This window comes from Caldinitratiruptor microaerophilus, from assembly GCF_025999835.1.
Classification (GTDB): domain Bacteria; phylum Bacillota; class Sulfobacillia; order Symbiobacteriales; family ZC4RG38; genus Caldinitratiruptor; species Caldinitratiruptor microaerophilus.
Genome location: NZ_AP025628.1, coordinates 187,530 through 212,918, shown reverse-complemented (window position 1 = coordinate 212,918; position 25,389 = coordinate 187,530). Strand labels below are relative to the sequence as shown.

The window sequence follows — 25,389 nt, the reverse complement described above, 5'->3', positions numbered from 1 at the left end:
ATCGGGTCACGAGCGGCACCCCGTCCCCGGTTCACAGCCCCAGCAGTTCCCGCAGGGCGGCCGCCCGGCGCCGGGAGACCGGCACCTCCGTGGCCGTCCGGTTCCCGAGCACGAGCACCAGCGTCCGGTTGAACATCGGCTGCACCTCGCGCACCCGGTTCAGGTTCACCAGGTGCGCCCGATCGGTCCGGAAGAAGCCGTAGGGGGCAAGGCGGTCCTCCAGGGTGACGAGCCCGTCCGCTTCCGCCGGAAACTCCCCCTGGTCGGTCAGGGCGAACACCGCTCCGCCCGACGCCCGGAACAGGTAGACCTGGTCGGCCCGCACCAGCAGGCGCCGTTCTCCCCGCCGCAGGATCACGAGCCCCGGCGGCGCGGGCACGTCCACGAGGCGGGAAGGCGGCAGGCTCCCGCCCTCCGGGCGGCGGGGCCCGGCCGCGCCCGGCGGGGTCGCCCGGGACCCGGGGCCGGCCAGCAGGTTCTCGATCACCCGGCCGAGCCGGGCGGCCAGCACGAGCGCCCGGGGGCTCGCCCCGGTCCGGTACCCGCTCACGTCGATGCTGCCGATGACCGCCCCCTCGCCGGGCAACCGGATGGGCACCGCAGCGCAGGTCCAGTCCCCCCACCCCTCGCAGAAGTGCTCCGCGTGGGCGAAGCGAACGGGCCGCGCCAGCCGGAGGCTCGTCCCGATCGCGTTGTTGCCCACCAGGCGCTCCTCCCAGGTGGCACCGGGGACACACCCGACCCGCTCGGCCGCCGCGGCCAGCGGGCGGTCGCCGGCCACCGCGAGGACGACCCCCTGCGCGTCGGCGAGGATGACCCCGTGCCCGGTGCCGCGCAGCAGTTCCCCGGCCGTGGCGACCACGGGACGGCCGGCGCGCAGGAGCCGCTCGGCCTGGTCGTCCGCCACCCCGCCGTCCGGTCGCACGAGGGGGATCTCCTTGCGGGCCGGGTCCACCCCCGCCTGGCGAGACCGCATCCAGGCGGCGAGGACCACGGGACGGACAGGCGGCCGGACAGGCTCGGAGGCCAGGAACGCCTCGCGGGCGCGCCAGAGCGCGCGCAACCGGTGCGCCGGGGCAGGGCGCGCGGATGGCAGGAGGCGCTCGTCCAACATCGCGGCGGCCCCCTCGTCTCCCGGGCCTCCGGAGGCCCAGGGAGAACCCGAGTCGCGCGTTTGGCTTTTTTGTTTCTTCGACTCCCCGCTCCCGATTCCTGCGGCCCTTCCGGCGATGAGAACCGTCCTCAGCGGCTGGACCGCAGAGACCCGCTTGGTTATGATTGGGCCGGAGGAGAGCCAGCATGCTCGAGCCCGGAGCGCTGCGGGACATCGCGATGTTCGCCGGCCTCAGCGACGAGGAGCTCCGGCGGGTCGCGGCCTGCGTGCACGAGCGGCGCTACCGGAAGGGCTCCGTCATCTTCAGCGAGGGCGAACCGGGCGAGGCCGTGTACTTCGTCCGCCACGGACGCGTCAAGGTGTACCGGGTCTCGCCGGAGGGACGCGAGCAGATCATCGCGATCTGGACCGACAACCAGGTCTTCGGCCTCGTGGTCGCCCTGGACCGCTCGCCGTACCCGGCCAGCGCCCAGGCCGTGGAGGACTCGCTGATCTGGATGATCCGCGCGGACGACCTGCACGCACTGCTGGAAGAGATCCCCTCCCTGGCGGCCCGGACCATGGGCACGGTGGCCTGGCGCCTCCGGCAGGCGCAGGACCGCGTGCACGGCCTGTCCGTGTCCGGGGTGCAGCAGCGCCTCGCCGCGCTCCTCCTCCAGCACGCACGGGAACACGGCGAGAAGGTTCCGGGCGGGGTCCGGATGAAGCTGGACCTCACCCACCAGGAGATCGGCGGGCTCATCGGCGCCTCCCGGGAGACGGTGACGCGGGTTCTGGGCGACTTCCGCCGCGAGGGGGCCATCGAGGTCCGGGAGGGCGACGTGATGATCGTCCGGGAAGAGCAGCTGAAGCGCTACCTCGACTGAGGGGGCGACAAGAGACGGAACGAGGCCGGCGAGGCGCGTGCTCGCCGGCCCCAGTGCATTTAGGGTCCGGATCACCCGTACCGCTCGACCCCCGCGGCGGTCACCCGCCCGTAGACGAGCGGCTGGGCCGGGGGCGCCTCCGGCCCGATGACGTACGCGGCGGCGATCCGGCGCGCCGCTTCCGCGGCCCGGTCGGGGTCGGGCGCGTGCACCTCCGCCAGCGCCTCGCCCGCCTCGACCCGGTCGCCGACCTTCTTGCGCAGCAGCACCCCGGCGGAGAGGTCGATGACGTCCTCCTTCCGGGCGCGGCCGGCCCCGAGGAACATCGCCGTGAGGCCGACCTCCAGCGCGCGGATCGCGCTCACGTACCCGGCGGCGGGCGCCGGCACCTCCCGGATGACCGGGGCCCGGGGCAACTTGACCGGCTGGTTCACGTAGCTCACGTCGCCGCCCTGGGCCTGCACCAGCTCCCGCAGCTTGTCGAGGGCCCGGCCGGAGCGGAGGGCCCGCTTGAGGGCCGCCCGGGCCTCCTCCGCGGTGGCCGCGGCGCCACCCAGGCGCAGCATCTCGCTACCCAGGACCAGGCAGAGCTCCTCGAGGTCCGGCGGGCCGAACCCGCGCAGGGTCTCCACCGCCTCGGCGACCTCCAGGGCGTTGCCCACGGCATAGCCCAGCGGCTGGTCCATCCCCGTGACATAGGCCACGGTCTGGCGGCCGGCCCGGGTGCCGATCGCCACCATGGTCCGCGCCAGCTCGAACGCCTCGTCCGGGGTGCGGACGAACGCGCCGTCGCCGGTCTTGACGTCGAGGACGATGGCGTCGGCGCCGCCGGCGATCTTCTTCGACATGACGCTCGCGGCGATGAGGGGGATGCTGTCGACCGTGGCGGTCACGTCCCGCAAGGCGTAGAGCTTCTTGTCCGCAGGCACCAGGTCGGCGGTGGCCGCGGCGATGGCGCAGCCGATGCGGTTCACCTGATCCGCCAGGGCCTGCGCCGGCAGTTCGACCCGGAACCCGGGGATCGACTCCAGCTTGTCGATGGTCCCGCCGGTGTGGCCGAGCCCCCGGCCCGACATCTTGGCGACGGGCACCCCGCACGCGGCGACCAGGGGCACGAGGACGAGCGAGGTCGTGTCGCCCACCCCGCCCGTGGAGTGCTTGTCCACCTTCACCCCCCGGATCGCGCGCAGGTCGACCGTCGCCCCCGACCGGACCATGGCCATGGTCAGGTCCGCGGTCTCCCGGTCGGTCATCCCCCGGACGCAGACGGCCATGGCCCACGCCGCCATCTGGTAGTCCGGCACCTCTCCCCGGGCATAGCCGCTGACGAGGAACTCGATCTCCTCCGCCGACAGTTCCCCGCCGTGGCGCTTCTTGTACAGGATGTCGTAGACCCGCATCCGCCGAACCCCCCAAGGGCGTTTCCATCCGCCTACCCTCGATGGTACCGCACCCCGGAAAAACAAGACAGGCAGATCCGGAGGGGACGGATCCGCCCGCGAGTCCCCCGGTTTCCGCCCGCCCGGGTGGGGGGAGCCAGGGCGAGCGTCTCCGGGTGAGGAAGAAGAGGGAACAGAAAGGGGGCTGCGTTCCGGAAAGCTCCCCGGCTGGCCGCGGCCGCCCCGCCCTGCCCGTGGCGTCCTCGGCGTACCAGCGAAAAGCCCCTGTGGCCGGTGCCACAGGGGTGGCGCCTGGCCTTCGGCAGTCCCGCTGTCGTGGCCCGGGGCCGCTGGGGGAACGGCCCCGGACGGTAGACCGGTGACTTTGCGCCCCCGGCTTTCGCCGGGTTTGCCGTTTCGGGCCGGTGCGTTCTGGCTTCCGGGCGACAGCCCGGCTCGCTTTCCAGTTCCCAGGCTAACAGGCAGTACCCGCCTTGTCAACTGGGTGCAACAACACCCCGCAGAACGTGCGCGACCTGTTGCATTTGCGTGAGGCCGCGCCCTCGCCGAGCGCGGATTTTACCAGCAACCGCCGGGCGGCGCAAGACTCCACTGCAGCCACCCGGGAGGCTACAATGTGGGCATCGGTTCGCGTCGATGGCGAGGGGGAAAACCCTTGATCGAAGGGAAGTCCGACCTGGTCGGTGCCTGCCGGACGCGGGGCATGCGGGTCGCCGAGACGCCGGTCAACCTCCTGGAGAGCGTGGTCGAGGCCGACGGGGTCCTCGACGGCATGGAGGTGCGCGTGGAAGTTCACTGTGTGGCCGGCCTGCCCGGCGATTCCACCGGCACGGTCACACTGAAGGGCAACCTGGGCCAGGTGCTCGCGGTGCTCGAACGCCTCTGGCCGGCCCTGCAGCGCCGGCGCGCCTAGCCCGCTCCGCGCTCAGGGGGCCGGCGGCCACCGGGCCGCCAGGGCCGCCAGCGCGGCCAGTTCGGTCACCTCCGCGGTGGCCCCCAGCGTATCACCCGTGTATCCGCCGAGCCGCCGCCCGAGCCATGCCGCCAGGGCGGCGGCCGTCGCGCTCGCCACGCCGAAGGCCAGGAGCCCTCGCCCGGCCCCGGCCCCGGCGCTCAGCAGCGCCGCCAGCACGGCCGCTCCCACCGCCCCCGCCGGGGAAAACCCCTCCTGCAGCTGGCTGCCCAGGCCCGCCCGGGCGGGCGGCCGGCCCCAGGCGGCCAGCACGATGCCCCACCGGCCGAGCGCCGCCGCGGCGACGAGGGCGCCGGCCCGTCCGCCGGGCGCCTGCGCGGCCAGCGCGCTCACCAGGGCGTACCGGAGGAGAAGCGCCAGGGCACCTGCGGCGGCCCCCATCGCCCCGACCCGGCTGTCCCGCATGATGGCCAGCGCCCGCTCCCGGTCGCCGCCGGACCCGCCCAGCCCGTCGGCGGTGTCCATGAGGCCGTCGAGGTGCAGGGCGCCGGTGACCAGCACCGCTGCCAGGGTCGCGCCCGCCGACCGGACCGGCACGGGGAAGAAGAGCCCGAGCGCCGCGTCGGTGGCAGCCGCGGCGAGGCCGGCGGCCGCCCCCGCCAGCGGGAACCACGGGACCGCGGCGCCGAGACCCATCCGCTCCCCCGCCGGCAGGGGAACCGGGAGGCGGGTGAGGAATCGCACCGCCAGCGCGGCGCCCGTGAGCGCGCGCGTCCACCCGCTTCGCCGCACGGCTCACCCCTCCGCCGGGCCCGGCGCGACGGCGGGGGCCCCGGGGTCCGCGCCACTCCGTTGCAGGCGCCGGGCGTCCAACGCCTTCACCTCCACGGGGATGCCGGCCCAGGTGACGTACACCGCGTCCGCCGCGGCGGCCACCGCCTGGTTGGCCAGCCCCAGGAGATCCCGGAACGCCCGGCCGAGGGCGCTCTCCGGCACCGGCCCCAGGCCGACCTCGTTGGAGACCACGATCACATGCGCGGCCGCCGCCCGGGCCGCCTCCGCCAGGGCGCGGGCCTCCGCCAGCACGGCCCCCTCGACCTGCTCCAGGACCTGCGGGTCGGCGACCGGGGGGCCCTGGGGCTCCCTCCACAGCGCCAGGAGCCGGTTGCTGACGGCGAAGCCCAGGCAGTCCACCACCACCGCGTCCGCCGCCGCGTGCCGGCGCACGGCCACCGACGGTTCCAGGGGCTCTTCCACCGTGACCCACCCCGGGGGCCGGGCAGCACGGTGGCGGGCCACCCGGACGGCCATCTCGGGGTCGGTCACCACGCCGGTCGCCACGTAGACCACGCGGGAGCCGCTGCGAGCGGCCAGCTCGATCGCGAAGCGGCTCTTCCCGCTGCGGGCGCCGCCCAGGACCAGGCTCAGCACCGGCGTCACCCCACGACCCGGACGGCATCCCCTGCCAGGGGCAGGACCTGGGGGCAACCCGTGCGGGGATGGCGGACGATCACCGTGTGGGCGCCGTACGCGGTGCGGATCCAGGTCTCCGTGAGCACCTCCGCCGGCGTGCCGGCGGCCAGGAGGCGGCCGCCGCTGAGCAGGAAGAGCCGGTCGCAGTACTGGGCGGCCAGGTTGAGGTCGTGAAGAACCGCCAGCACGGTGACGCCGGCGGTCCGGTTGAGCCGCCAGATGAGGTCCATGACCTCCACCTGGTGGCCGACGTCGAGGTGGGCCGTCGGCTCGTCCAGGAGGAGAATCCGGGGCTCCTGCGCCAGCGCCCGGGCCAGGAGGACCCGTTGCCGCTCGCCGCCGCTCAGGCCGGTGACCGGCCGGTCCCGGAGCGCATCGGTCCGGGTGAGCGCCAGCGCCCGCTCGACGGCCTGCCGGTCACGGGGTCCCTCGGCCTGGAGCGGCCCGAGGTGGGGCAGGCGGCCCATCTGCACGATCTCCTCCACGGTGAAGTCGAACGGGACCGCGGTGTCCTGGGCCACCGCGCCGATCTCCCGCGCCAGCGCCCGGGCGCCGAGGCGGGCGACGTCACGGCCGTCGACGAGCACGGAGCCCGCGGTCGGGGCGAGCACCCGGGCGATCGCCCGCAGGAGGGTCGTCTTGCCCGACCCGTTCGGGCCGACGATGCCCGCGAACTCCCCCCGCCGCACCTGCAGGGTCACCCCGGCGAGCACGGGATGGGCGCCGTAGGCGCAACTGACACCCAGGACCTGGATGTGGGCCTGTGCGGTCTCGCTTCTCGGCATGGGAGACTCCCCTCCCGCCGCCCGGGGCACCCGGGGCGCAGTCACAGGCTGGTCGCCGGCTGGAGCCGCCGGCGGACGAGGTACAGGAAGACCGGGGTGCCGGCGAGGGACATGATCACCCCGACCGGCAGCTCGGCCGGCGCCGCGAGGGTCCGGGCCAGGGTGTCGGCGGCCACCAGGGCGGCCCCGCCCAGCAGGGACGCCACCGGCAGCAGGTAGCGGTGGTCCGGGCCCACCAGGAGCCGGGTGGCGTGGGGGACGACCAGCCCCACGAAGGCGATGTTGCCCGTGAAGGCCACCGCCGCGGCCACGAGGCCCGAGCCGGCGAGGAAGATCCAGCGCTTCGCGGCCTCGACCTCCACCCCGAGCAGGTGGGCGGTCTCCTCGCCCAGCAGGAACGCGTTCAGCTGCCGGCGGTGGGCGAGCAGGACGAAGAGGCCGGCCGCCGACCAGGGCGCCGCCACGGCGACCTTCTTCCAGCTCGCCGCGCTCAGGCTCCCCACCAGCCAGAAGACGATCTCCCCCGCCCGGTCCGGGTCGCTCAGGATGAGGAGGGAGACGATCGCCATCGCCAGCGAACCGACGGCGACCCCGGCGAGGAGGAGCCCCAGGATCGGGACCCGGCCGCCGGCCGCAGCCAGCCGCCAGACCGTCCAGACCGCCAGAAGGCCACCCAGGAAGGCCGCGGCGGGCACGGAGGCTAGAGGCACCAGGCCGGGCGACTTCCCGGCGAGCGTGAGGACGAGGGTCGCGCCCAGCGAGGCGCCGGCCGAGACCCCCACCACGGACGGGTCGGCCATCGGGTTGCGGAAGAGGCCCTGGAAGGCCGCACCCGCCAGGGCGAGGGACATGCCGGTCACGGCGCCCAGGAGCACGCGGGGAAGACGGACCTGGATGAGGATCGCCGCGGCGGGATCCTGCGGACGGAGGAGGAGCCCGAGCGGTACCGGTACGGCCCCGACCGCCGCACCGGTCAGGAGCGTGGCCACCAGGACCCCCGCGGCGATCCCCAGGGCGAGCGGCCCGCGCACGCGGGGCGTCACAGCCCTCACCCCTGCGGGAAGCGGTCCGGGTGGAGGAGGCGCGCGATCTGCTCCAGGCCGTCCACCAGGCGGGGTCCGGGCCGCGACACCACGTTCTGGTCCGGGAGCACGTACACCCGCCCCTCGCGCACGGCACGGATCTTCTCCCATCCGGGCCTCGCCCGATCCTTCAGGGCCTTCCCGCTCTCCGCAGAGGGCGTCAGGATCACGGCGGGGTCGTGCTTGATGACAGCCTCGAGGCTGTACTGCGCCCAGGGCTGGCCGGCGTCGGCGGCGACGTTGACGCCCCCCGCCCGCCGGATCAGGTCGTCGATGAAGCTGCCGGGGCCGGCCGTCATGAGGGGATCCGGCCACACCTCGTAGAAGACGGTGGGTCGCTCGGACGGCGGGATGTCCCGCACCCGGGCCTCGATCGCCGCGACCCGCTCCTGCATCCGGGCGACCACCTGCTCCGCCTCGGCCGTCTTGTCCACGATGCGGCCGACTAGGCGGATCTTGGCGTACACCTCGTCCAGGGTCTTCGGGTCGAGCACGACGGCTGTCATGCCGAGGTCGCCCTCGAGCTTCTGCCGCAGCGGCTCGCTGCCGCCGATCATGAAGACCACGTCAGGCTTGAGCGAAACCATCTTCTCCACGTTGGGGTCGACGATGCCGCCCACGCTGGGGACCTTCTGCGCCTCCGGCGGGTAGTCGCAGTAGTCGGTGCGCCCGACCACCCGGTCGCCCGCACCCACGGCGAAGAGGATCTCCGTGTTGCTGGGCGCGAGGGAGAGGATGCGCTCGGGGCGGGAGCGGATCGTGACGGTGCGACCGGCGTCATCCTGGACGGTGAGGGGGTACGAAGTGCGGGCGGCCTCGGCAGCGGCACCACCCCCGGGGGCCCCCGTGGTCTCCTGTGCGGCGGCGCCGGAGGTCCCGTCCTTCCCGGACGGACGGGGTGGGCCCGAGCAGGCGGTCACGAGAGCAAGGACGGCGACCAGAACGGCCAGCAGGGCAACGGACTTACGGCGCATTCCTTCCGGCAAGGGTCATCCCTCCGCCCGGCGATGTGAGGGGCACCCCGCCCTCCGGATGCGGAAAACGGGACGGGCGCCCCGGCCTTCGAGACCGGGGCGCCCGATGCGGGCACGCGCCGCACGGACCGCCGACGGCAGCCCGACGGACCTCCCTCTCCGCGAAGGCGGGCCCGTGAACGACCCGGGCAGGTCTCCTGGCTCCCGGATCCTCGCCCCCGCACCCCTTCCCGGCCTGAGCCAGTGGGCTCCGTGCGGGGCTCCCCGGTCACAGTGGCGGGACCGCGCCGGACTCGCCGTCAACCGGCTACACCGGACTTCCCTCTTGGCCCCCGCTGCAGCGGGAACACCCGGTCGTTGCACTCACCGTCATTCATTATAGGTGTTGCTGCTCCGTGGAAACAAGTGGCCCCGGCCGCCGGGCCGGCGCCTCAACGCACGACGACGACGGGGATCCGGGACAGGTGCACGACCTCCGTGCTCACGCTGCCCAGGATGGCCCCCTCGAGGCGGCTGAGCCCGCGACTCCCGACCACGATCAGGTCGGCCCCGATGGACTCGGCCGTCCGCAGGATCTCCTGGGAGGGGCGACCGGTCCCGCTGTGCACCTGCACCGCCGCGCCGCCCTCCGCCAGTCGCTCCCGGATGCCGGCCAGGAGACGCTCGGCCTCCGCCAGGGCGGCCTCCATGTACCGGTCGTACTCGGGGATACCGGGGCTGCCCGGGATCGGCGTGAGCGCCGGTACCACCGTGACCACGTGCAGTTCGGCACCGCACCGCCTGCCATAGTCCAGGGCCCACCGGAGCGCCTTCTCCGCGTGCTCCGAGCCGTCCGTCGCCACCAGCACCTTCTTCACCGCACGCTGCCTCCCTGGTCCACCGGTTGTCGTAACTTCCGTCACCCGGAGCACGGCTCCCTGCACACGGCACTGCTGGCGATCTCCGTCGGGCGGTCCGCACCGGCGGTCCGGTGAGGATTGACAGCGCCTGCACCGGCGCGCGATAGTGGAATGGAATTTTCGTCGATCCTTAAGTACACACCGCTGCGGAAGTGCACACCCCGGAGGGCGAGCGTTCGTGGTCACCGATCGCAGGCTTCTGGAACTCCAGGCTTCACTTTGCCGGGTCCTGGCGAACACAAAGCGCCTGGAGATCCTGTACGCGCTGGAGCACGGCGAGCGCTCGGCAGGGGAGCTGGCGCGGGCGGTGGAGACGACGCCCGCCAACCTGTCACAGCACCTGGCGCTGATGCGCCAGCACGGGCTGGTCGAGGCGCGGCGCGAGGGGCTGAACGTGTACTACCGGCTCACCTCGCCGGTGATCCTGGATGCGTGCCGCGCCGTCCGCGAGGCCCTGGTACAGAACCTGGAGCGCCAGCGGTCGCTCCTCGAGCAGGAGCGCCTGGGAACCGAGAACCTGGGGGGATAGATCGTGGTGGACATCGCCTACTCCGTGACGACGCCGAAGGACCTCGACACCGCCATCGCCGACCTCGAGAAGGCCCTGGCCGACCGCAAGTTCGCGGTGCTGTGGCATCTCGACATGAACGAGAAGCTGCGGGAGAAGGGCCTGGACCTGGAGCCCAAGGTGCGGGTGCTCGAGGTGTGCAGCGCCCCGCGGGCCAAGCAGGCGCTGGAGACGAACCTCGACATCGCCTACCTGCTGCCGTGCAAGGTCGTGGTGTCGCGCCAGGGCGGGGAGACCCGGATCGGCCTGGCCCGGCCGGTGAAGCTGCTGGGCACCCTGGGGGACACCCGCCTCGATCCGCTGGCCCGCGAGGTGGAGGAAGTCCTCACGGAAGCCGTGAACGAAGCGGCGAAGGTCTGAGGGCTCCCGGGAGAGACACACCGCCCCACCGGCCCCAGGCCGGTGGGGCTTCCCTTCTCAGGCGGGCCGCATGTGCTCCTCGGCCCAGTTCTGGCCCTGCGGGTTCCAGAGGCGGTTCGCCCAGTTCACGTAGCCGCGGCTGTTCGCCGTGACCGGCCCCTCCATCAGCTGCAGCTGGCTGAGCTGGCCCAGCAAGTAGGGGGCGAGGAGCTTGCCGCCGCCGCCGGTGAGGAGGAGCAGGTCGAACTCGGGCACCTGCCAGAACGACTGGATCTCGACCAGCACCTTGGTGGCCAGGTGGCGCAGCGCCTCGTCGCGGATGGCCGAGATGTCGATGCGCTTCCCGTTCACCCGCACCTCGCCGCTGATCACGCTCTCGTCCAGGGCGTAGGTCTCCCGCTCCAGCCCGATCTCCTGCCCCAGGCGGGCGGCGATGAGGTCGTAGGCGTGGGCGAGGCCCACCGGGATGGTCCGGCTGGCCCGCGCCACGTACTCGCCCGCGGCGACGGTCGCCAGGTCGACGGTCCGGAAGCCGACGTCGATGATCCCCACGCGGCCCTCAAGAAGCGTCGGGTCCTCGCGGGGCTGGCCCCGGCCGTCGAGCGCGTGGGCCCAGAAGGTGCCCAGGGGCTGCGGCACCACGACGAGGCGGTCGACCCGGATGGCCATCTCCCGCCGCTGGCCGTCCCGGTACACCGCCACGTGGTGCTCGCCCTCCATCATGGCGGACACTTCTTTCTCGGTGTGCATCCGCCCCGGCGGCAGGCCGGTCACCACCGCGAAGCTGTTGAGCGGCTTGTCGCTGAAGAGGCTCAGCCCGGTCAGGAACAGGACCTTGAAGTCGTTGCCCTCGGTGCGGCCCGTCGAGAGCGAGCGGAACGCGAGGGCCCCCTCCTGGATGGCCATCGCCCCCACGTAGTGGGTCTGCCCCTCGATCTCGATGACCAGCTCGTGCAGGGGTTCCGCCGGCCGCAGCCGGGTGCGGATCACGCCGGGCCCTGCTGCTGCGCCCACGACGCTGGGGAAGGTGTGCCGCGCCTGGCCGTCGGTGACCTTGACGAACCCGTAGCCCACGTCGATACCAATCGCCCGCTGCAACGGCCTGCCTCCTTCTCGGGCCGGCCCTGTGTGCCGCTCCGGCCGCACGTGAAATTCCCGGTGTGTTACATTCCACACCATTCCTCCAATCCCTGCCAGAGTTGCATGCGTGCCACGAGAAACCCCCGGAACGTCATCCCCCGCCCCGGGCGTCGACCCAGAAGAGCCCCCTCAGCCGCCGGGCACCGCTGCGGCTGACCGGCACCTCGCTGCGCTCCCGGTCTTTCATCCGCAGGAGGTAGGTACCGTTGAACATCGGGGCGATCTCTCTCACGCAGGCGACGTTCACGATGTAGCTCCGGTGGCAGCGGACGAACCGGCTCGCCGGCAGCCACTGGGCGAGCTCCTGGATGCTGTAGCGGGCGAGGAAGCGGCCGGCGTGGGTCACCACCGCGACGTAGTCGCCCTGCGACTCGACGAAGATGACGTCCTGTACCGCCAGCGGGACGCTCACGCCGTCCCGCTGCACCAGCAGCCACTGCAGCTCGCGGGGGCCGGCACCGGGCGCGCCTTCGCCCGTGCGTCCACCCTCGCCCTCTCCGCGCGGACGGCCGGAACCGCCGGCCGCATCGCCGCCCCCGGGCCCCTGGCGCTCCCGCTGCGCCTCCTGGAGCCGGCGGATGGTCTCTGCCAGCCGCTCGTCGTCGAACGGTTTGAGGAGGTAGTCGAAGGCACGGGCGCCGAAGGCTCGTAGGGCATACTCCTCGTACGCCGTGACGAACACGACCCGGGGCGCGGGCTGCCGGTTCTTGAGCGCCTCGGCGACCTCGAGGCCCGAAAGCCCGGGCATGCGGATGTCGATGAACACGACGTCGTAGTCGAGCGCCCGCAGGAGTTCGAGCGCCTCCCGGCCGCTCTGCGCCTCCCCCACCACCTCGACCTCCGGGAACCGCTCCAGCCGAAGCCGGAGCTGGAGCCGGGCCGGTGCCTCGTCATCGACGATCAGCGCCCGGAGCGCCACCTCGTGCACCTCCTCTCCCGCCCGGGTCGGGCACCGGGAACCGGACCCGCACGATCGTTCCGCGCCCCCGGCGGCTGCGAATGCGGAGGCCGTACGCCGGACCGTACACCGCCCGGAGCCGGTCGTTCACGTTGTTCAGCCCGATGCCCGAACCGGTACCGAAGTCCGCCTCCAGCACGCGCCGGCGCTCCTCCGGCCCCATGCCGACGCCGCTGTCGGCCACTACCGCGTGGACCTCGCGGCCCCGCCGCCGAACGCGAATGTGGAGCATGCCCCCTTCCTCCCGGGGCGCCAGCCCGTGCACGATCGCGTTCTCCACCAGGGGCTGCAGCGTGAGCACCGGGATCTCCACCCACAGGGCGGCGGGGTCGACCCGGATCGACAGCCGGAGGCGCTCGCCGAAGCGGGCCTTTTCGAAGTAGAGGTACGTGTTCAGGTACTCGATCTCGTCGACCAGGGGGATGAAGTTGCCGCGAGATCCGAGGGAGCGGCGGAAGAAGTCTCCCAGCCTGACCAGCAGCTCCCGGGCCCGGCGCATGTCCGTGTAGCTGTACAGGAGGATGGTATTGAGGGTGTTGAAGAGGAAGTGAGGGCGGATCTGCGCCTGCAGCGCCTCGAGGCGGGCCTTGGCCACCAGCTCCTTGTGGACCGCGGCCTCGGCCACGGCCCGTTGGAGCTCGATGAGCTTGGAGATGCCCGCCATGAGCCGGGCCAGGTCCCGGCCCGACGGACACGTGGCCGGGGTGTAGAGCTTCACCACCCCGGCCACTTCCCCGTGCAGGAGCAAGGGGATGAGCGCCACCGTACCGGGGTCGCACCGGCACCCCCGGTCCTCGCACAGCTCCCCCGTTCCGATCGGCGCCTGGCAGGGGCGCCGGGCCCGTAGGGCCCCCCGCACCGCCGGGTCCCGGAGCCCCAGGCAAGGCTCGTGCCGGGTGCAGATCTCGCCGGCGCTCCCCAGGAGGGTCCGCCCGTCGGTCACGACCACGCCGCGGGAGCCGGTGATGTCGTGGAGGATCTCGGCGATCCGGCGGGCCGAAAGTTCGTCCAGGGTCCAGGCCAGGGGCCAGCCGGCTGCAGCCCGCTCGCTCACCGCCGTCACCTCCCGTTCGCGTCGGTCTCCGGTGGGCCAGCCGCGCCACACCCGAACCCGCTGCATGTTTCTGCGGATAATACAATCGGACCGGCGCGAGAGAAAGGCCGCCCGGCAGCCATTCGCCGCCGGGCCGCCGCCGTTCGCCGCGCCTCAGGACACCTGAACGGTGAGATGGGGCTCCGAGGTCCGGGGGATCTCGGCTCCGTCGGCGAGGGTCCGGACCACGCCGGCCACGAGCGTCTGGGTGAACTCGACGGGGGTCAGGTCTCCGCCGTTCAGCGCGTCCCCGGCGCCGGTCGGCACGTCCGCCATCTCGAGGACGGCCGCGGCGGCCGCGGCGGGGACCGGGTCGGCCAGGTCGACCCCGTGAAACGCCCGACCGTGGAGGCGGTCGTATACGGGGGCCGCCCCCAGCAGGCCGAACCGGGCAGCGAGCGCGACCCAGCGCACCACCCGGCTCGGCGCGCGGGCCGGCTCCAGGAGACAGACCCGGACGCCGTCATCGCCACGGCCGCCGGGCAGGAGCCGGATCAGGAGGTCGGCGTGGCGCCGCTGCGGCTCCACGTAACGCTCGACGTCGGGGCGGCGCCTCTCGATCTCTCGCCGCACTTCTTCCTCCGTGTAGCCCCGCTCGGCTGCGTCCCGCTGGACCTTCCACCGGACCCGCAGGTCGCGGTGGGTGTCGTAGTAGATCTTGAAGTCGAGGAGCTCCCTCAGCAACACCATCAGGAACGGGTGCAGGCCTTCGAGGAGGACCACGTCCCGGGGCACGACCCGCTCCGGCCGTCCGAACGTCCCCGTCTGATGGTCGTACACCGGCTTCAGGACGGACCGGCCCTGCCGCAACTGCCAGACGTGGTCGACGAGCAGGCCGAAGTTGTTGGCCTTCGGGTGCAGGGCCGTCACGCCGAGGCGCTTGCGCTCCTCGCGGTCGAGCAGGTGGTAGTCGTCGAGGCCAACCACCGTCGTCCGCGCACGGCCCAGGCGCTGGCGCAGGGCCTCGGCAAAGGTCGACTTCCCGGCGCCGCTGTCGCCGGCGATCCCCACCAGGATCACGGAGGTCCGCGCCATGCTCTCACTCCTCGCCCGTGCTTTGAGACTACGGTACGCATCGCCTGGCTTGTGAGCAATTTCGCATCGCCGGATGGCCACAAGCGGGGGGTGAACGACCACTACCGTCGCCGAACGGCGGAGCGGCCGGCGCAAGGCTGCGCCTCCACCCGACGGGGGCGGTGGCCCGCAATCCGCCGCCGGACCGTTGACGCGGCGGTCGAAGCCACCCCATGATTCACGGCAAGGCCGGAAAGGGGGGAGACGGTGGACGACCTGAACCCGTACCCGCTGCGGGTGTTCCAGACCGCCGCGCGGCTGGGCTCGTTCTCTCGCGCGGCGGAGGCTCTCTTCATGACCCAGCCCGCCGTCTCCGCCCACATCCGCCAGCTGGAGCGGCGCTTCGGCCTGCGGCTCTTCCGCCAGGCGGGCCGGCGCCTGGTCCTGACGGAGGCGGGCGAGCGCCTCCTGGCATACGCGGATGAACTGTTCCGCCTGCTGGCGGCGGTCGAGGCCGGGATGCGGGCGCTGCGCACGCTCGCCGCGGGGAGCCTGCGCGTGGCGGCCGACACCACGGCCGGCGCCTACATCGTCCCACACTACCTGAGCCGGTTCCACCGCCTCCACCCCGGCGTGGAGGTGACCCTGCAGGTCGCCAACCGGGCGGCGGTCGAGGCTGCACTGAGGGACATGCAGGCCGACCTCGGGGTCCTGGGCCACGTGCCGGACGGCACCGGGCTCGTGCAGGACCCCTTCCTGGCGAACCCCCTGGTGGCGGTCGGGCCGCCGCACCACCCCTGGGCTGACCCGCGGGGGCCTCGCTGGGCGATCGGGGGGGAGTTGCCCCAACCGCCGGACCCCGCCACCGCCCTTCCCGGTGCGACCCTACCGGCCCTCCTGGAGGCGCCGCTGCTGGTGCGAGAACCCGGCTCCGGCACCCGGGCGGCGCTGGAGCGCGCCGCCCGGGAAGCCGGGAGCCGGGTCCACCCACTGCTGGAACTGGGCAGCAACGCCGCCCTCAAGGAGGCCGTGGCCGCGGGGCTGGGTGTGGCTGTGCTGTCCTGGTACGCAGCCCGCCACGAAGTGGCGGCGGGCCGCCTGTCGGTGCTGGCCGTGGCGGGGTTACCGCTGGAGCGCCACTGGTACGTGGCGTACCCTCGCGGGCCACTCTCACCCGCTGCGGCCGCCTTCCGCGCCCTCCTGCTCGAGGCCGGTGGGAGCCGGGGCCGCGGCTAGTCCGCCTGCGCCATCGCGAAGCGGACGTCCCGCCAGAGGTCGAGGGCCTCCTGCAGCTCCCTGCAGCCCCGGGCTGCCTCCTCGAGCGTCTTGCCGGCCACGATCGCCTCCGTGGCGACCCGGTTGGCGTATGCGCCCGCCCGGCTGCCCCGCGGGTGGCCGTGGGTGCCGCCGCCGAAGAGCCAGAAGGCGTCGTTGCCGAAGATGCGGTAGAGTTCGGGGATGTGGTGGACGTGGATACCGCCGGAGGCGACCGGGAACACGGACTTGTGGCCGGCGAAGTCCTGGTCGAACCACAGTGACCCGCCCGCCTTCACGTAAGGTTCCCGCAGGATGTCCACCGTCTCCCGGACGTGCTGCAGGCTGCCCTCGAGCTTCCCCAGCACCGTACCCACGTGGAGGTGGTCGCCGCCGGCGAGGCGCAGCCATTTGGCCACCACGTGAAAGTTGATCCCGTGGTTCTTCTGCCGGGTGAACACGGCGTGCATCGCCCGGTGGCAGTGGATCATGAGGCCGAGCTCCTCGGCACGCCTGCGCACGTCGGCGAAGGCAGAGAAGCCTACGGTCAGGAAGTCGACCATGATGTAGCGGCTGCCCTGCTCCCTGGCGAACTCCGTCCGCCGCAGCATCTCCTCCGTGCTCGGGGCGGTGACGTTCAGCCAGTGGCCCTTCGCCTCGCCGGTCTCGGCCTCGGCCTTGTGCACCGCCTCCATGACGAAGAGGAAGCGGTCGCGCCAGCGGCTGAAGGGCTGGGAGTTCATGTTCTCGTCGTCCTTGGTGGTATCCAGTCCGCCCACGAGGCTCTCGTAGACGATGGTGGCGTACGCCTGCGGGCTCAGTCCCAGCTTGGGCTTCACGGTGCCGCCCAGGAGGGGACGGCCGTGCTTCTTCAGCCGGTCGCGCTCGTTCCGGATGCCCGTGACCGGACCGGGGAACGTCTTGACCAGGGCCACGGGGATGCGCATGTCTTCGAGCCGCAGAGCCGCCACCGCCTTGAACCCGAACACGTTTCCGACGATGCTCGACAGGATGTTGGCGATGCTGCCCTCTTCGAAGAGGTCAAGGGGGTAAGCGATCAACGCGACGTCGCCCTCGACGTGGTAGACCCGCGCCTTGTAGCGCTCGAGATCGGTCAGCTCGTTCGACCAGACCTCGGTCCACGTGCCCGTGGACGACTCGGCCGCCACCGCCGCCGCGGCCTCCTCCATGGAGACCCCGGCCGCCGGAGTGATGCGGAACGCGCAGAGAAGGTCCGTGTCCCTCGGCCGGTAGTCGAGATCGAGGTACCCCTCGGCGTAGGGCCGAACCCCCGCCTGAAACGTGCTCACCTTGCCATCCCCCTCCCTCCGGTCTTGCCCCCAGTGTAGCGGGAGGGAGGGGCAGGCTTCTCTCCCGATCGTCCTTGGCAGGGATAGACCGCGCCTTATGGAATGAAGCCGGGGAGGGATGCCTCCGCATGCTCGGCAGTCACGCCGTCCGGGCCCGCGGCCTCGTCAAGCGGTACGGTGCGACCCTGGCGGTGGCGGGGATCGACCTGGCCATCCGGACGGGCGAGTGTTACGGCTTCCTCGGCCCCAACGGGGCCGGGAAGTCGACGACCATGAGGATGATCTACGGCCGCACCCCGATCACGGCGGGCGAGCTCACCGTGCTGGGGCTCGACGCGCGCTCGCAGATGCGGCGGATCAAGGCCCGCATCGGGGTCGTGCCGCAGGAGGATAACCTTGACCCGGACTTCACGGTGCTCGAGAACCTGGTCATCTACGGCCGCTACTTCGGCCTCTCCGCCGCAGTGGCCCGGAACCGGGCTCTCGAGCTCCTGGAGTTCGTCGCCCTGGCGGGGCGGGCGAACCAGCGGGTCGACCAGCTCTCCGGCGGGATGAAGCGCCGGCTCGTCATCGCCCGGGCGCTCATCGCCCGGCCCGAGCTGGTCATCCTCGACGAGCCCACCACGGGGCTCGACCCCCAGGCCCGCCACCTCCTGTGGGACAAGCTGCGGGAACTGCGGGCGCAGGGGGTGACCCTCCTCCTGACCACCCACTACATGGAGGAAGCGACGCAGCTCTGTGACCGGGTGGCGATCATCGACCACGGCCGCATCCTCGCCGAGGGCCGGCCGGAGGACCTGGTGGCGGCCCACCCCGGGGCCGCGAACCTCGAGGACGTGTTTCTCCGCCTCACCGGCCGATCGCTGCGGGAGGGCTGAACGAGGCGATGGAAGACCCGAGCCGGATGCTGCCCGGGGCACCCGACGCCCCCGCCGGACGGGCGGAGCGGCCGGCCTGGCTGGCCGAGCCGCTCCAGCTGTCCTGGCGCTTCGCCTACGTGTGGCTCCGCAACCTGCGCGTCTGGCGCCGCTACTGGTTCTCGAACCTGCTCTCCAGCTTCCTGGAGCCAATGCTCTACCTGATCGGCATGGGCTTCGGGCTGGGTCGCCACGTGAGCGGGATCGAGGGCGTGCCGTACCAGAACTTCATCGCGCCCGGCCTCGTCGCGTCGTCGGCGATGTTCGCGGCCACCTTCGAGTGCACCTTCGGCACCTACGTCCGGATGGTGTACCAGAAGACCTTCGACGCCATCATCGCCACCCCGGTCAGCCTGGACGAGGTGATCGCCGGCGAGCTCCTCACCGGCGCCACGAAGTCCGCCATGTACGGCAGCGTGATCCTCCTCGTGATCACCGGGGCGGGCCTCGTGCCCGCGCCCGGCCCCCGGCTGCTCCTCGTGCCCCCGGCCGCCTTCCTGACCGGGCTCGTCTTCGCCTCGCTCGCCATGGCCGTGGCCGCCGCGGTGCCCCAGATCGAGATGCTCGACTACTACTTCACCCTGTTCATCACGCCGACGTTCATGTTCTCCGGCATCTTCTTCCCGCTGGACGACCTGCCCGGCTGGGCGCAGCGCGTCGCGGGCCTCACGCCGCTCATGCACGCGGTGCGGCTCATCCGGGGGCTCGTGATGGGGCGCACCGGTCACCTCACCGGCGACGCCCTGTGGCTCCTGGTTGCCGCGCTCGTCCTGCTGCCGGTTCCGGTCCTCCTCATGCGCCGCCGGCTGGTCCGGTAGCCGGCCCCACCTCCAGGCAGAGGCGGGTGCCGAAGCCGAGGCGGTTGTCCGTGAGCCAGAGCCGCCGCACGTCAAGGGCGTACCAGGCGACCTTGCGCCCCGCGCGCTCGTAGAGGGGCCCGCCCGGACTGAGGAATTCGGCGGCGAAGGGGAAGCGGGCCAGGTAGACGGCGCGGGCCCGCGCCTCGTGCTCCGCGCTGCCGACGGGCGCCGCGAAGCCCTCGAGCTGCAGGCCCTCGATGTCCTGCCAGCGCTCGAAGTCCGCCGTGACCGCGCCGGCCACCGTCGCGCCCCCGCCGATGGCACGGCCGTGGCGCGTCGCCGGGTCGGACACGAAGTACAGCCGGAAGCCGTCGGCGGCGAAGAACACGGGCGCCGCCCACGGCCCCTCCCGGTCGGCGGTGCTGAGGATCAGTACCCGCCGGCGGGCGAGGAGGTCCAGGGCGAGCGCCCGCACGTCGACCATACGCGTAGCCCCTACCGTCCCGGCCGGCCCACCGGGCCGAACACCCGGGGCTCCTTGCCGCGGGCGAGCTTCTCGCGCACGATCGGGTCCAGGTAGCGCTTGCGCACCCGGATCGCCTTCGGGGTCACCTCGACGAGCTCGTCGGCCTTGATCCACTCCAGCGCCTGCTCGAGGGTGAGGAGGCGCGGAGGCTCGAGCCGCAAGGTCTGCTCCTGCGTGGACGAGCGGATGTTGGTGAGGTGCTTCGTCTTGCAGACGTTCACGTCGATGTCGTTCTCCCGGGCGTGCTCCCCGACGACCATCCCCTGGTACACCTCGGTCCCGGGCGTGATGAAGAACGTCACCCGCTCCTGAAGGTTGTAAAGGGCGTACGTGGTGGCGGTGCCGGTCTCCGAGGCGACCGCGGAGCCCCGCGACCGGCCGGGGATATCTCCCCGGTAGGGGCCGTACCCGTGGAACAGGTGGTGCATGACGCCGTAGCCGCGGGTGTCCGTGAGGAACTCGGCGCGGTAGCCGATGAGGCCGCGGGCGGGGACGGTGAACTCGAGCCGCAGCTGGCCCTCGCCGGAGGCGGTCATGTGGACGAGCTCGCCCCGGCGGGCCCCCACCTTCTCCATGACGACCCCGAGGTATGCTTCGGGGATGTCCACGATGAGCGTCTCGATCGGTTCCAGCAGCTGGCCGTCCGGGCCGCGGCGGGTGATGACCTCCGGCCGGGAGACGGCGAGCTCGTACCCCTCCCGGCGCATCGTCTCGATGAGGATGGCGAGGTGCAGCTCGCCCCGGCCGCTCACCTGGAAGACGTCGGGGTCGTCCGTCTCCTCCACCCGCAGGGCCACGTTCCGCTCCAGTTCCCGGAACAGGCGCTCCCGCAGGTGCCGGGAGGTGACGTACTGGCCGTCGCGGCCGGCGAAGGGCGAGTCCGAGGTGCGGAAGGTCATCGTGAGGGTGGGCTCGTCGACGTGCACGACCGGCAGGGGCTGCGGGTTCTCCGGGTCCGAGATCGTCTCGCCGATCTGGACCGACTCGAGCCCGGTCACCGCCACGATGTCCCCGACCGTGGCGCTCTCCACCGCCACCCGCCGCAACCCCGCGAAGGTGAAGACCTGGAGGGTCCGCCCGCGGTCCGTGCGGCCGTCGCGCCGGCAGATGCTCACCGCCTGACCGGGACCGATCCGCCCCCGGGCGATGCGGCCGATCGCCACCCGCCCCACGTACTCGTCGTAGTCCAGCGTCGTCACCAGGAGCTGCAGAGGGCCGTCCGGGTCGCCCTCCGGCGCCGGCACGTGGTCGATGATGGTCCGGAAGAGGGGCTCCAGGTCCCGGCCGGGGTCGTCGGGGCTCAGGCTCGCCGTGCCCCGGCGGGCCGAGGCGTACACCACGGGAAAGTCGATCTGCTGGTCATCCGCCCCCAGCTCGATGAAGAGCTCCAGGACGGCGTCCAGCACCTCGCGGGGGCGGGCATCCGGCCGGTCCATCTTGTTCAGGACCACGATGGGGACGAGGCGGGCCTCCAGGGCCTTGCGCAGCACGTACTTGGTCTGGGCCATGGGACCCTCGAACGCGTCCACCACCAGGAGCGCCCCGTCCACCATCGACAGGATCCGCTCCACCTCCCCGGAGAAGTCGGCGTGCCCCGGGGTGTCGACGATGTTGATCTTCACCCCCCGGTACTGCACGGCCGTGTTCTTGGCGAGGATCGTGATCCCCCGCTCCCGCTCCAGCTCGTTCGTGTCCAGCACGCGCTCCTGGACCGGCTCGCCCGGGCGGAAGACTCCGCTCTGCCGCAGCAGGCCGTCCACCAGCGTGGTCTTGCCGTGGTCCACGTGGGCGATGATCGCCACGTTGCGCAGGTCGCTCCGCTTCATGAACTCCTCGCTGACTCCTCTTCTCTCCTCGCCCGTCTCACGCCCGGCCCACCAGGGCGCGGCGCAGGGACTCCTCCGCCCCCGTGTGGGCCAGGGCCATCACGCTGTCTCCCGGCCGGAGGACGGTGTCGCCGCGGGGGATCAGCACCTGGTCGCCCCGGATGACGGAGACGAGCACGCAGCCCTCCGGCAGGTGCGGCGCCAGCTGGGCCACGGAGCGGTGGGCGCCCGGCGCGCCGGCGGGCAGCGTCACCTCGACCAGGGTGAGCTCCCCGTAGTGGAACGTGAGGAGTGTCCGCACGTGCTCGCTGGCGATCTCCCGCTCGATGAGGTCGACGATGAGGCCGGTGCTGCTCACGGTGAGATCAACCCCGAGCCGCCGGAAGAGGCTCCGGTTCTTCGGGTTGTTCACCCGGGCGACGGTCCGCCGCACGCCGAGCCGCCGCTGGGCCAGCTGGCAGGTCACCAGGTTCACCTCGTCGAGCCCCGTGGTGGCGACCAGGACGTCTGCCCGGTCGGCGCCGGCGTCCGCCAGGTTGGCCACCACCGTGGCATCGCCGCAGATGGTGAGGACCTCGAACTCCTCCGCCACGCGCGCACACCGCGCCGGGTTCTTCTCCACGACGGAGACCCGGTGCCCGTGCTCGAGCAGGGTCTTGGTGAGGTAGTAGCCCACCTTCCCGGCCCCGACGACCACCACGTTCATCCCGTCTCCCCCTCCCCGAGGAGGGCCGGCAGGCTGTCCGCCAGGTCTCGCCGTACCGCCGCCACCACCGTGTCGCCCGCCTCGAGGCGGAAGTCGCCTCCCGGAACGTGCGCGATCCCGCCGCGGAGGACGGCGGCGACCCGGAGCTTGCCGGGGATCTCCAGGGCGGCGGCGGCCACCCCCGCCCGCCGAGCGGAGACGGGGAACTCCACGAGGAGGACCTCGCCGGCGCCCATCGCCTGCCGGACCTGCACGTGCCCCAGGGTGAGCATGCTGATGACGGCGGCGGCGCCGAGGTCGGTGGGGGAGAACGTGGCGATGCCGAACTCGCGGAAGTTCTCCTCGTTGGCCGGGTCGTTGACCCGGGCCACCACCCGGGGCACGCCGAAGACCTCCCGGGCGACCTGCGCCGCCACCACGTTCACGGCGTCCTCGCTGGTGACCGCCGCGAAGGCGTCGGCATGCTCGGTGCCGGCGCGGCGCAGGACGTCCTCGTCGATCCCGACCCCCACCACCGTGCTGCCGTTGAAGGCGGCGCCCAGGTTGGCGAAGGCGTCGGGCCGCCGGTCGACCACCACCACGTCGTGCCCGTACACGGCCAGGCTGGTGGCCAGGCGGGACCCGACCCGCCCGCAGCCCACGATGACCACATGCACTGGCGGCGCCCCCTACTCCGCCCCACCGGGCCCTTCGCCGGTACCCTCGCCGTCCGTGGCCGGCGGCGGGGCGCCCGCCTCGCCCAGTTCGGGCGTCTCCGGATGGTAGTCCCACTGGGTGATCCGGTGCAGGTTGGTGAGAGCCGGGCGGTAGCTCGGGTCGATGGCTAGGGCCGCCCGGTACATCTTCCGTGCGTGGTCTGGCTCGCCGAGCAGTTCGTGGATGGCCCCCATGAGGTTGTACGGCTCCGGGTGCTCCGGTTCCAGCGACACCGCCCGGTGCAGGAACGGCAGGGCCTCGCGCGGCTGGCCGCGCTGGATGAGGAGCTTCGCCTGCTCGACGCACGTGGCGAAGGATGCCGCCGGCTCGTCGACCGGCAGCCGGCGCCGGGACAGCACCCGCGCGACGATCGCCTGGATCTCGTCCGGGGTGAAGGGCTTCTGGAGGTAGTCCACCGCGCCGAGCTTCATGGCCTCCACCGCCGTCTCGATGGTCCCGTGGGCGGTGATCATCACCACGGGCTGATCGGGGCGCCGGCCGCGGGCCTGGCGCAGGACCTCCATGCCGCTCATGCCGGGCAGGCGCAGGTCCAGGAGGACCAGGTCGTAGCCCCTTGCAGCGATCTTCTCCAGCGCGTGCTCGCCGTCGACCGCCGAGTCGACCTGGTAGCCCGCCTGCTCGAGGCACTCCTGCATCATGAGGCGGATGTTCTTCTCGTCGTCAACCACCAGGATGTGCTCGCCCGCCACCGGGGATCTCCTCCTGTCGGATCGTTTCGGACGGGGTGCCGGGCCCGCCCGGTGCCGGCGCGCCTCCGGGCGGGGAGGCGGCCTCTGCGGGCGGCGTGCGGGCAAGCGGCAGAGTGAAGCGGAACGTGGCGCCCCGGCCCTCCTCGCTCTCGACCCAGATCCGGCCGCCGTGTGCCTGAACGACCTCCTTGCAGATCGCAAGCCCCAGCCCGGCGCCGCCGCGGGGACGTCCGGGGACCTGGTAGAACTTCTCGAAGATCCGGGACTGGAGCTCCCGCGGGATGCCCGGGCCGCTGTCCGCCACCGCAATCACGACCCGCCGGCCCTGCCGCTCCGCCCGGACCGTCACCCGTCCGCCCCGGGGGGTGTACCGGACGGCGTTCGTGAGGAGGTTCGTCAGCACGAGCAGGATCCGGTCCGGGTCCGCCCGCACGACGGACTCCTCCGGGTCCGGGTCGACCTGCAGCACCAGGCCCTTCTCCTCCGCGTGGGCCCGCAGCGCCCCCGCCGCGTGCGCCAGGAGGTCGTTCACCGGTACCGGATGGAACTCCATCTCGATGCGGCCGGCCTCCAGCCGGGACAGGTCGAGGAGGTCGTTCACCAGGCGCGTGAGCCGGTCCGTCTCCTCCGCCATCGCGTCGAGAAGCTCGGCGGTGCGGCTGCCGGGCTCGGCCAGGGGGCTCTTTCGCAGCAGGTTCACCCCCATGGTCAGGGTGGTGAGCGGGGTACGGAACTCGTGGGAGACCGTGGCGACGAACTCCGACTTGATGTCGCCCAGCTCCTTGAACCGGGTGACGTCCTTGAAGAGGGCGACCAGCCCCTGCGGGGGTCCTTCCGGCCCCGTCACGCGGACGGCCTCGATGTCGTAGTACCGCTCCTGCCCCTTGGGGCCCAGCTGGAGCGGTTCCAGGGGCCCGGTACCCCCGGCTCCCCCTTCCAGGGACTCCCGGAGGCGGGCCACCACGTCCGGCCGCCCGCTGACCCGGGCCAGCGGCTGCCCGGCGGCCTCCCGCTCCCGGACGCCGAAAAGCCGCTCGGCCGCCGGGTTCATGAGCGTCACCCGCAGATCTCCGTCGAGGACGACCACGGGGTCCCCGATCACCCCCACGATGGCGTCCGACCGCTGCCGCTCGGCCAGGATGCGCCCCAGCGTGCTCTCCTGGTAAGCGCGCAGCCGCTCGACCAGGCGGCGGAACTCGGCGGCGACCTCGCCGATCTCGTCGGCCGAGGTCACCTCGATCTCCTCCGCCAGGTTCCCGGCCGCCACCCGGCGAACCGCACGGGCCAGGTTGGCGGTCGGCCGGACGATGGCCTCGCTGAGGCCCCATCCGGCCCACAGCGCGAGCAGGACGGCCGCCCCGCCAGCTGCGAGGGTGCTCCACGCCGCCCGCCGGGCGGCCACCCGCGCCTCCTCGTTGCGACGGACGATGGCGCCGTCGTTGGCGGCTGCGAGCCGCCCCAGGGCATCCCGCAGCTCCCGGAAGGCCGGCACGATCTCCCGCTCGTACAGGTATCGGGCCCCGGCGGTCTCGCCCCGGGCGAGGGCAGCGGCGAACCGGCCGTGGAGCTGCTGGTACGCGCTGTAGCGACTGCGGATCTCCCGCAGGAGCGCCGGCTCCTCCGGCAGGGTGACGTTGTCCTCGGCCCGCCCGAGCCATGCCAGGAACTCCGTCTGACCCGAGGCGAACTCGGCCCGGCCGAAGTCCGCTTCGCCCAGGAGCAGGAGGAGCTGGCCGCTGTCCTGGCGCTCGAGCGCCGCCACCATCCGCTGGGCCGCCACCACGGACCGGTAGTTCTCCCGGGTGAGGGCCACGACGGTCCCCGCCAGGCGGAAGAAATTGTAGACGGACCAGGCGCCGACCCCGGCGAAGATCGCGATCAGGACCAGGTTGCCGGCCAGGATCTTCTGGCGCAGGCTTCGGAACATGGAGCGGTCGCCTCCACCCGGCCCGGCTCCGCTGGCAACACTCTACTCCAGCGTCTCCTCGCTCGCAAGCACCCGGTG

At 72.7% G+C, this 25,389-nt stretch carries 26 protein-coding genes and 2 riboswitches; of the genes, 7 read left to right on the top strand and 19 right to left on the bottom strand.

The annotated features are described in order from the left end of the window. Window positions 1-31: 31 nt before the first annotated feature. The gene (locus tag caldi_RS01050; RefSeq protein WP_264843228.1) at window positions 32-1,114 is read right to left on the bottom strand and encodes a DNA-binding protein; all 1,083 of its coding nucleotides are present in this window, start codon (window positions 1,112-1,114) and stop codon (window positions 32-34) included. A 185-nt stretch (window positions 1,115-1,299) separates the two neighbouring features. Here caldi_RS01050 and caldi_RS01045 point away from each other — a divergent pair, with 185 nt between their 5' ends. Further along, the gene (locus caldi_RS01045) at window positions 1,300-1,980 is read left to right on the top strand and encodes a Crp/Fnr family transcriptional regulator (RefSeq protein ID WP_264843227.1); all 681 of its coding nucleotides are present in this window, start codon (window positions 1,300-1,302) and stop codon (window positions 1,978-1,980) included. A gap of 71 nt (window positions 1,981-2,051) precedes the next feature. Here caldi_RS01045 and caldi_RS01040 read toward each other — a convergent pair whose 3' ends face one another. Beyond that, window positions 2,052-3,380, bottom strand: a complete 1,329-nt coding sequence (locus caldi_RS01040; RefSeq protein WP_264843226.1) for a pyrimidine-nucleoside phosphorylase — start codon at window positions 3,378-3,380, stop codon at window positions 2,052-2,054. A gap of 297 nt (window positions 3,381-3,677) precedes the next feature. Further along, window positions 3,678-3,783, bottom strand: a riboswitch (cyclic di-GMP riboswitch). Between the two features lie 252 nt (window positions 3,784-4,035). On the opposite strand from caldi_RS01040, the gene caldi_RS01035 reads away from it, so the two are divergent. Further along, a complete protein-coding gene (locus caldi_RS01035) occupies window positions 4,036-4,293 on the top strand; it encodes a hypothetical protein (RefSeq protein ID WP_264843225.1) in 258 nt (85 codons plus the stop codon). Window positions 4,294-4,305: 12 nt separating this feature from the next. On the opposite strand, the gene cobS is transcribed toward caldi_RS01035, so the two are convergent. From cobS to caldi_RS01005, 6 genes are all read right to left on the bottom strand, one after another. Further along, window positions 4,306-5,085, bottom strand: coding sequence for an adenosylcobinamide-GDP ribazoletransferase (gene cobS, locus caldi_RS01030; protein WP_264843224.1), 780 nt, complete (start codon window positions 5,083-5,085; stop codon window positions 4,306-4,308). A gap of 3 nt (window positions 5,086-5,088) precedes the next feature. After that, on the bottom strand, window positions 5,089-5,724 hold the full coding sequence (gene cobU, locus caldi_RS01025) for a bifunctional adenosylcobinamide kinase/adenosylcobinamide-phosphate guanylyltransferase (RefSeq protein ID WP_264843223.1): 636 nt from the start codon (window positions 5,722-5,724) through the stop codon (window positions 5,089-5,091). A gap of 5 nt (window positions 5,725-5,729) precedes the next feature. Beyond that, window positions 5,730-6,551: a heme ABC transporter ATP-binding protein gene (locus tag caldi_RS01020; RefSeq protein WP_264843222.1), complete on the bottom strand. Its 822-nt coding sequence runs from the start codon at window positions 6,549-6,551 to the stop codon at window positions 5,730-5,732. 41 nt (window positions 6,552-6,592) lie between these two features. Then, complete coding sequence (locus tag caldi_RS01015; RefSeq protein ID WP_264843221.1) at window positions 6,593-7,594, bottom strand: FecCD family ABC transporter permease; 1,002 nt, start codon at window positions 7,592-7,594, stop codon at window positions 6,593-6,595. Between the two features lie 5 nt (window positions 7,595-7,599). Next, entirely contained in the window at window positions 7,600-8,619 is a 1,020-nt protein-coding gene (locus caldi_RS01010; protein WP_264843220.1) for an ABC transporter substrate-binding protein, read from the bottom strand. Window positions 8,620-8,777: 158 nt separating this feature from the next. Beyond that, window positions 8,778-8,976, bottom strand: a riboswitch (cobalamin riboswitch). A gap of 62 nt (window positions 8,977-9,038) precedes the next feature. Beyond that, entirely contained in the window at window positions 9,039-9,464 is a 426-nt protein-coding gene (locus tag caldi_RS01005; protein WP_264843219.1) for a universal stress protein, read from the bottom strand. Between the two features lie 220 nt (window positions 9,465-9,684). Between caldi_RS01005 and caldi_RS01000 the strand changes: the two genes are divergently transcribed. Continuing rightward, a complete protein-coding gene (locus caldi_RS01000; RefSeq protein WP_264843218.1) occupies window positions 9,685-10,035 on the top strand; it encodes an ArsR/SmtB family transcription factor in 351 nt (116 codons plus the stop codon). A gap of 3 nt (window positions 10,036-10,038) precedes the next feature. Then, window positions 10,039-10,434 carry a DUF302 domain-containing protein gene (locus caldi_RS00995; protein WP_264843217.1) on the top strand — a complete coding sequence of 132 codons (396 nt, stop codon included), beginning with the start codon at window positions 10,039-10,041 and terminating at the stop codon, window positions 10,432-10,434. 57 nt (window positions 10,435-10,491) lie between these two features. Here the strand turns inward: caldi_RS00995 and caldi_RS00990 are convergent, their stop codons facing one another. The 4 genes from caldi_RS00990 to caldi_RS00975 form a co-directional block, all read right to left on the bottom strand. Continuing rightward, entirely contained in the window at window positions 10,492-11,532 is a 1,041-nt protein-coding gene (locus tag caldi_RS00990; RefSeq protein ID WP_264843216.1) for a ParM/StbA family protein, read from the bottom strand. Between the two features lie 133 nt (window positions 11,533-11,665). Next, the gene (locus caldi_RS00985; protein WP_264843215.1) at window positions 11,666-12,493 is read right to left on the bottom strand and encodes a LytR/AlgR family response regulator transcription factor; all 828 of its coding nucleotides are present in this window, start codon (window positions 12,491-12,493) and stop codon (window positions 11,666-11,668) included. After that, complete coding sequence (locus caldi_RS00980; RefSeq protein ID WP_264843214.1) at window positions 12,465-13,586, bottom strand: sensor histidine kinase; 1,122 nt, start codon at window positions 13,584-13,586, stop codon at window positions 12,465-12,467. Before caldi_RS00980 ends, caldi_RS00985 begins: the two co-directional genes overlap by 29 nt. A gap of 153 nt (window positions 13,587-13,739) precedes the next feature. After that, window positions 13,740-14,660, bottom strand: coding sequence for a phosphoribulokinase (locus caldi_RS00975; protein WP_264843213.1), 921 nt, complete (start codon window positions 14,658-14,660; stop codon window positions 13,740-13,742). 246 nt (window positions 14,661-14,906) lie between these two features. On the opposite strand from caldi_RS00975, the gene caldi_RS00970 reads away from it, so the two are divergent. Further along, on the top strand, window positions 14,907-15,875 hold the full coding sequence (locus tag caldi_RS00970) for a LysR family transcriptional regulator (RefSeq protein ID WP_264843212.1): 969 nt from the start codon (window positions 14,907-14,909) through the stop codon (window positions 15,873-15,875). On the opposite strand, the gene caldi_RS00965 is transcribed toward caldi_RS00970, so the two are convergent. Further along, window positions 15,872-17,203, bottom strand: a complete 1,332-nt coding sequence (locus caldi_RS00965) for a form I ribulose bisphosphate carboxylase large subunit (protein WP_264843211.1) — start codon at window positions 17,201-17,203, stop codon at window positions 15,872-15,874. The two genes, caldi_RS00970 and caldi_RS00965, sit on opposite strands and share 4 nt — an antisense overlap. Before the next feature lie 128 nt (window positions 17,204-17,331). Between caldi_RS00965 and caldi_RS00960 the strand changes: the two genes are divergently transcribed. Further along, window positions 17,332-18,081, top strand: a complete 750-nt coding sequence (locus tag caldi_RS00960) for an ABC transporter ATP-binding protein (protein ID WP_264843210.1) — start codon at window positions 17,332-17,334, stop codon at window positions 18,079-18,081. Between the two features lie 8 nt (window positions 18,082-18,089). Next, a complete protein-coding gene (locus tag caldi_RS00955; RefSeq protein WP_264843209.1) occupies window positions 18,090-18,938 on the top strand; it encodes an ABC transporter permease in 849 nt (282 codons plus the stop codon). Here the strand turns inward: caldi_RS00955 and caldi_RS00950 are convergent. From caldi_RS00950 to caldi_RS00925, 6 genes are read right to left on the bottom strand one after another with little or no spacing between them, the layout of a single operon-like run. Then, window positions 18,913-19,404, bottom strand: coding sequence for a pyridoxamine 5'-phosphate oxidase family protein (locus caldi_RS00950; protein ID WP_264843208.1), 492 nt, complete (start codon window positions 19,402-19,404; stop codon window positions 18,913-18,915). The two genes, caldi_RS00955 and caldi_RS00950, sit on opposite strands and share 26 nt — an antisense overlap. 11 nt (window positions 19,405-19,415) lie before the next feature. After that, window positions 19,416-21,272 carry a translational GTPase TypA gene (gene typA, locus caldi_RS00945; RefSeq protein WP_264843207.1) on the bottom strand — a complete coding sequence of 619 codons (1,857 nt, stop codon included), beginning with the start codon at window positions 21,270-21,272 and terminating at the stop codon, window positions 19,416-19,418. A gap of 37 nt (window positions 21,273-21,309) precedes the next feature. Beyond that, window positions 21,310-21,978 (bottom strand): potassium channel family protein, encoded by a 669-nt coding sequence (locus caldi_RS00940; RefSeq protein ID WP_264843206.1) that lies wholly within the window; start codon window positions 21,976-21,978, stop codon window positions 21,310-21,312. After that, the gene (locus caldi_RS00935) at window positions 21,975-22,634 is read right to left on the bottom strand and encodes a potassium channel family protein (RefSeq protein ID WP_264843205.1); all 660 of its coding nucleotides are present in this window, start codon (window positions 22,632-22,634) and stop codon (window positions 21,975-21,977) included. Before caldi_RS00935 ends, caldi_RS00940 begins: the two co-directional genes overlap by 4 nt. 12 nt (window positions 22,635-22,646) lie before the next feature. Next, entirely contained in the window at window positions 22,647-23,384 is a 738-nt protein-coding gene (locus caldi_RS00930; protein WP_264843204.1) for a response regulator, read from the bottom strand. Then, complete coding sequence (locus tag caldi_RS00925) at window positions 23,356-25,311, bottom strand: sensor histidine kinase (RefSeq protein ID WP_264843203.1); 1,956 nt, start codon at window positions 25,309-25,311, stop codon at window positions 23,356-23,358. Before caldi_RS00925 ends, caldi_RS00930 begins: the two co-directional genes overlap by 29 nt. Between the last annotated feature and the right edge of the window lie 78 nt (window positions 25,312-25,389).

Bases quoted from the DNA above. Each gene is read 5' to 3' on its own strand.
- caldi_RS01050 (WP_264843228.1), bottom strand. From the start codon at position 1,114: ATGTTGGACGAGCGCCTCCTGCCATCCGCGCGCCCTGCCCCGGCGCAC.
- caldi_RS00975 (WP_264843213.1), bottom strand. From the start codon at position 14,660: ATGGCGCGGACCTCCGTGATCCTGGTGGGGATCGCCGGCGACAGCGGC.
- caldi_RS00950 (WP_264843208.1), bottom strand. From the start codon at position 19,404: ATGGTCGACGTGCGGGCGCTCGCCCTGGACCTCCTCGCCCGCCGGCGG.
- caldi_RS01040 (WP_264843226.1), bottom strand. From the start codon at position 3,380: ATGCGGGTCTACGACATCCTGTACAAGAAGCGCCACGGCGGGGAACTG.
- caldi_RS00940 (WP_264843206.1), bottom strand. From the start codon at position 21,978: ATGAACGTGGTGGTCGTCGGGGCCGGGAAGGTGGGCTACTACCTCACC.
- caldi_RS01045 (WP_264843227.1), top strand. From the start codon at position 1,300: ATGCTCGAGCCCGGAGCGCTGCGGGACATCGCGATGTTCGCCGGCCTC.
- typA (WP_264843207.1), bottom strand. From the start codon at position 21,272: ATGAAGCGGAGCGACCTGCGCAACGTGGCGATCATCGCCCACGTGGAC.
- caldi_RS00960 (WP_264843210.1), top strand. From the start codon at position 17,332: ATGCTCGGCAGTCACGCCGTCCGGGCCCGCGGCCTCGTCAAGCGGTAC.
- caldi_RS01020 (WP_264843222.1), bottom strand. From the start codon at position 6,551: ATGCCGAGAAGCGAGACCGCACAGGCCCACATCCAGGTCCTGGGTGTC.
- caldi_RS00955 (WP_264843209.1), top strand. From the start codon at position 18,090: ATGGAAGACCCGAGCCGGATGCTGCCCGGGGCACCCGACGCCCCCGCC.
- caldi_RS00925 (WP_264843203.1), bottom strand. From the start codon at position 25,311: ATGTTCCGAAGCCTGCGCCAGAAGATCCTGGCCGGCAACCTGGTCCTG.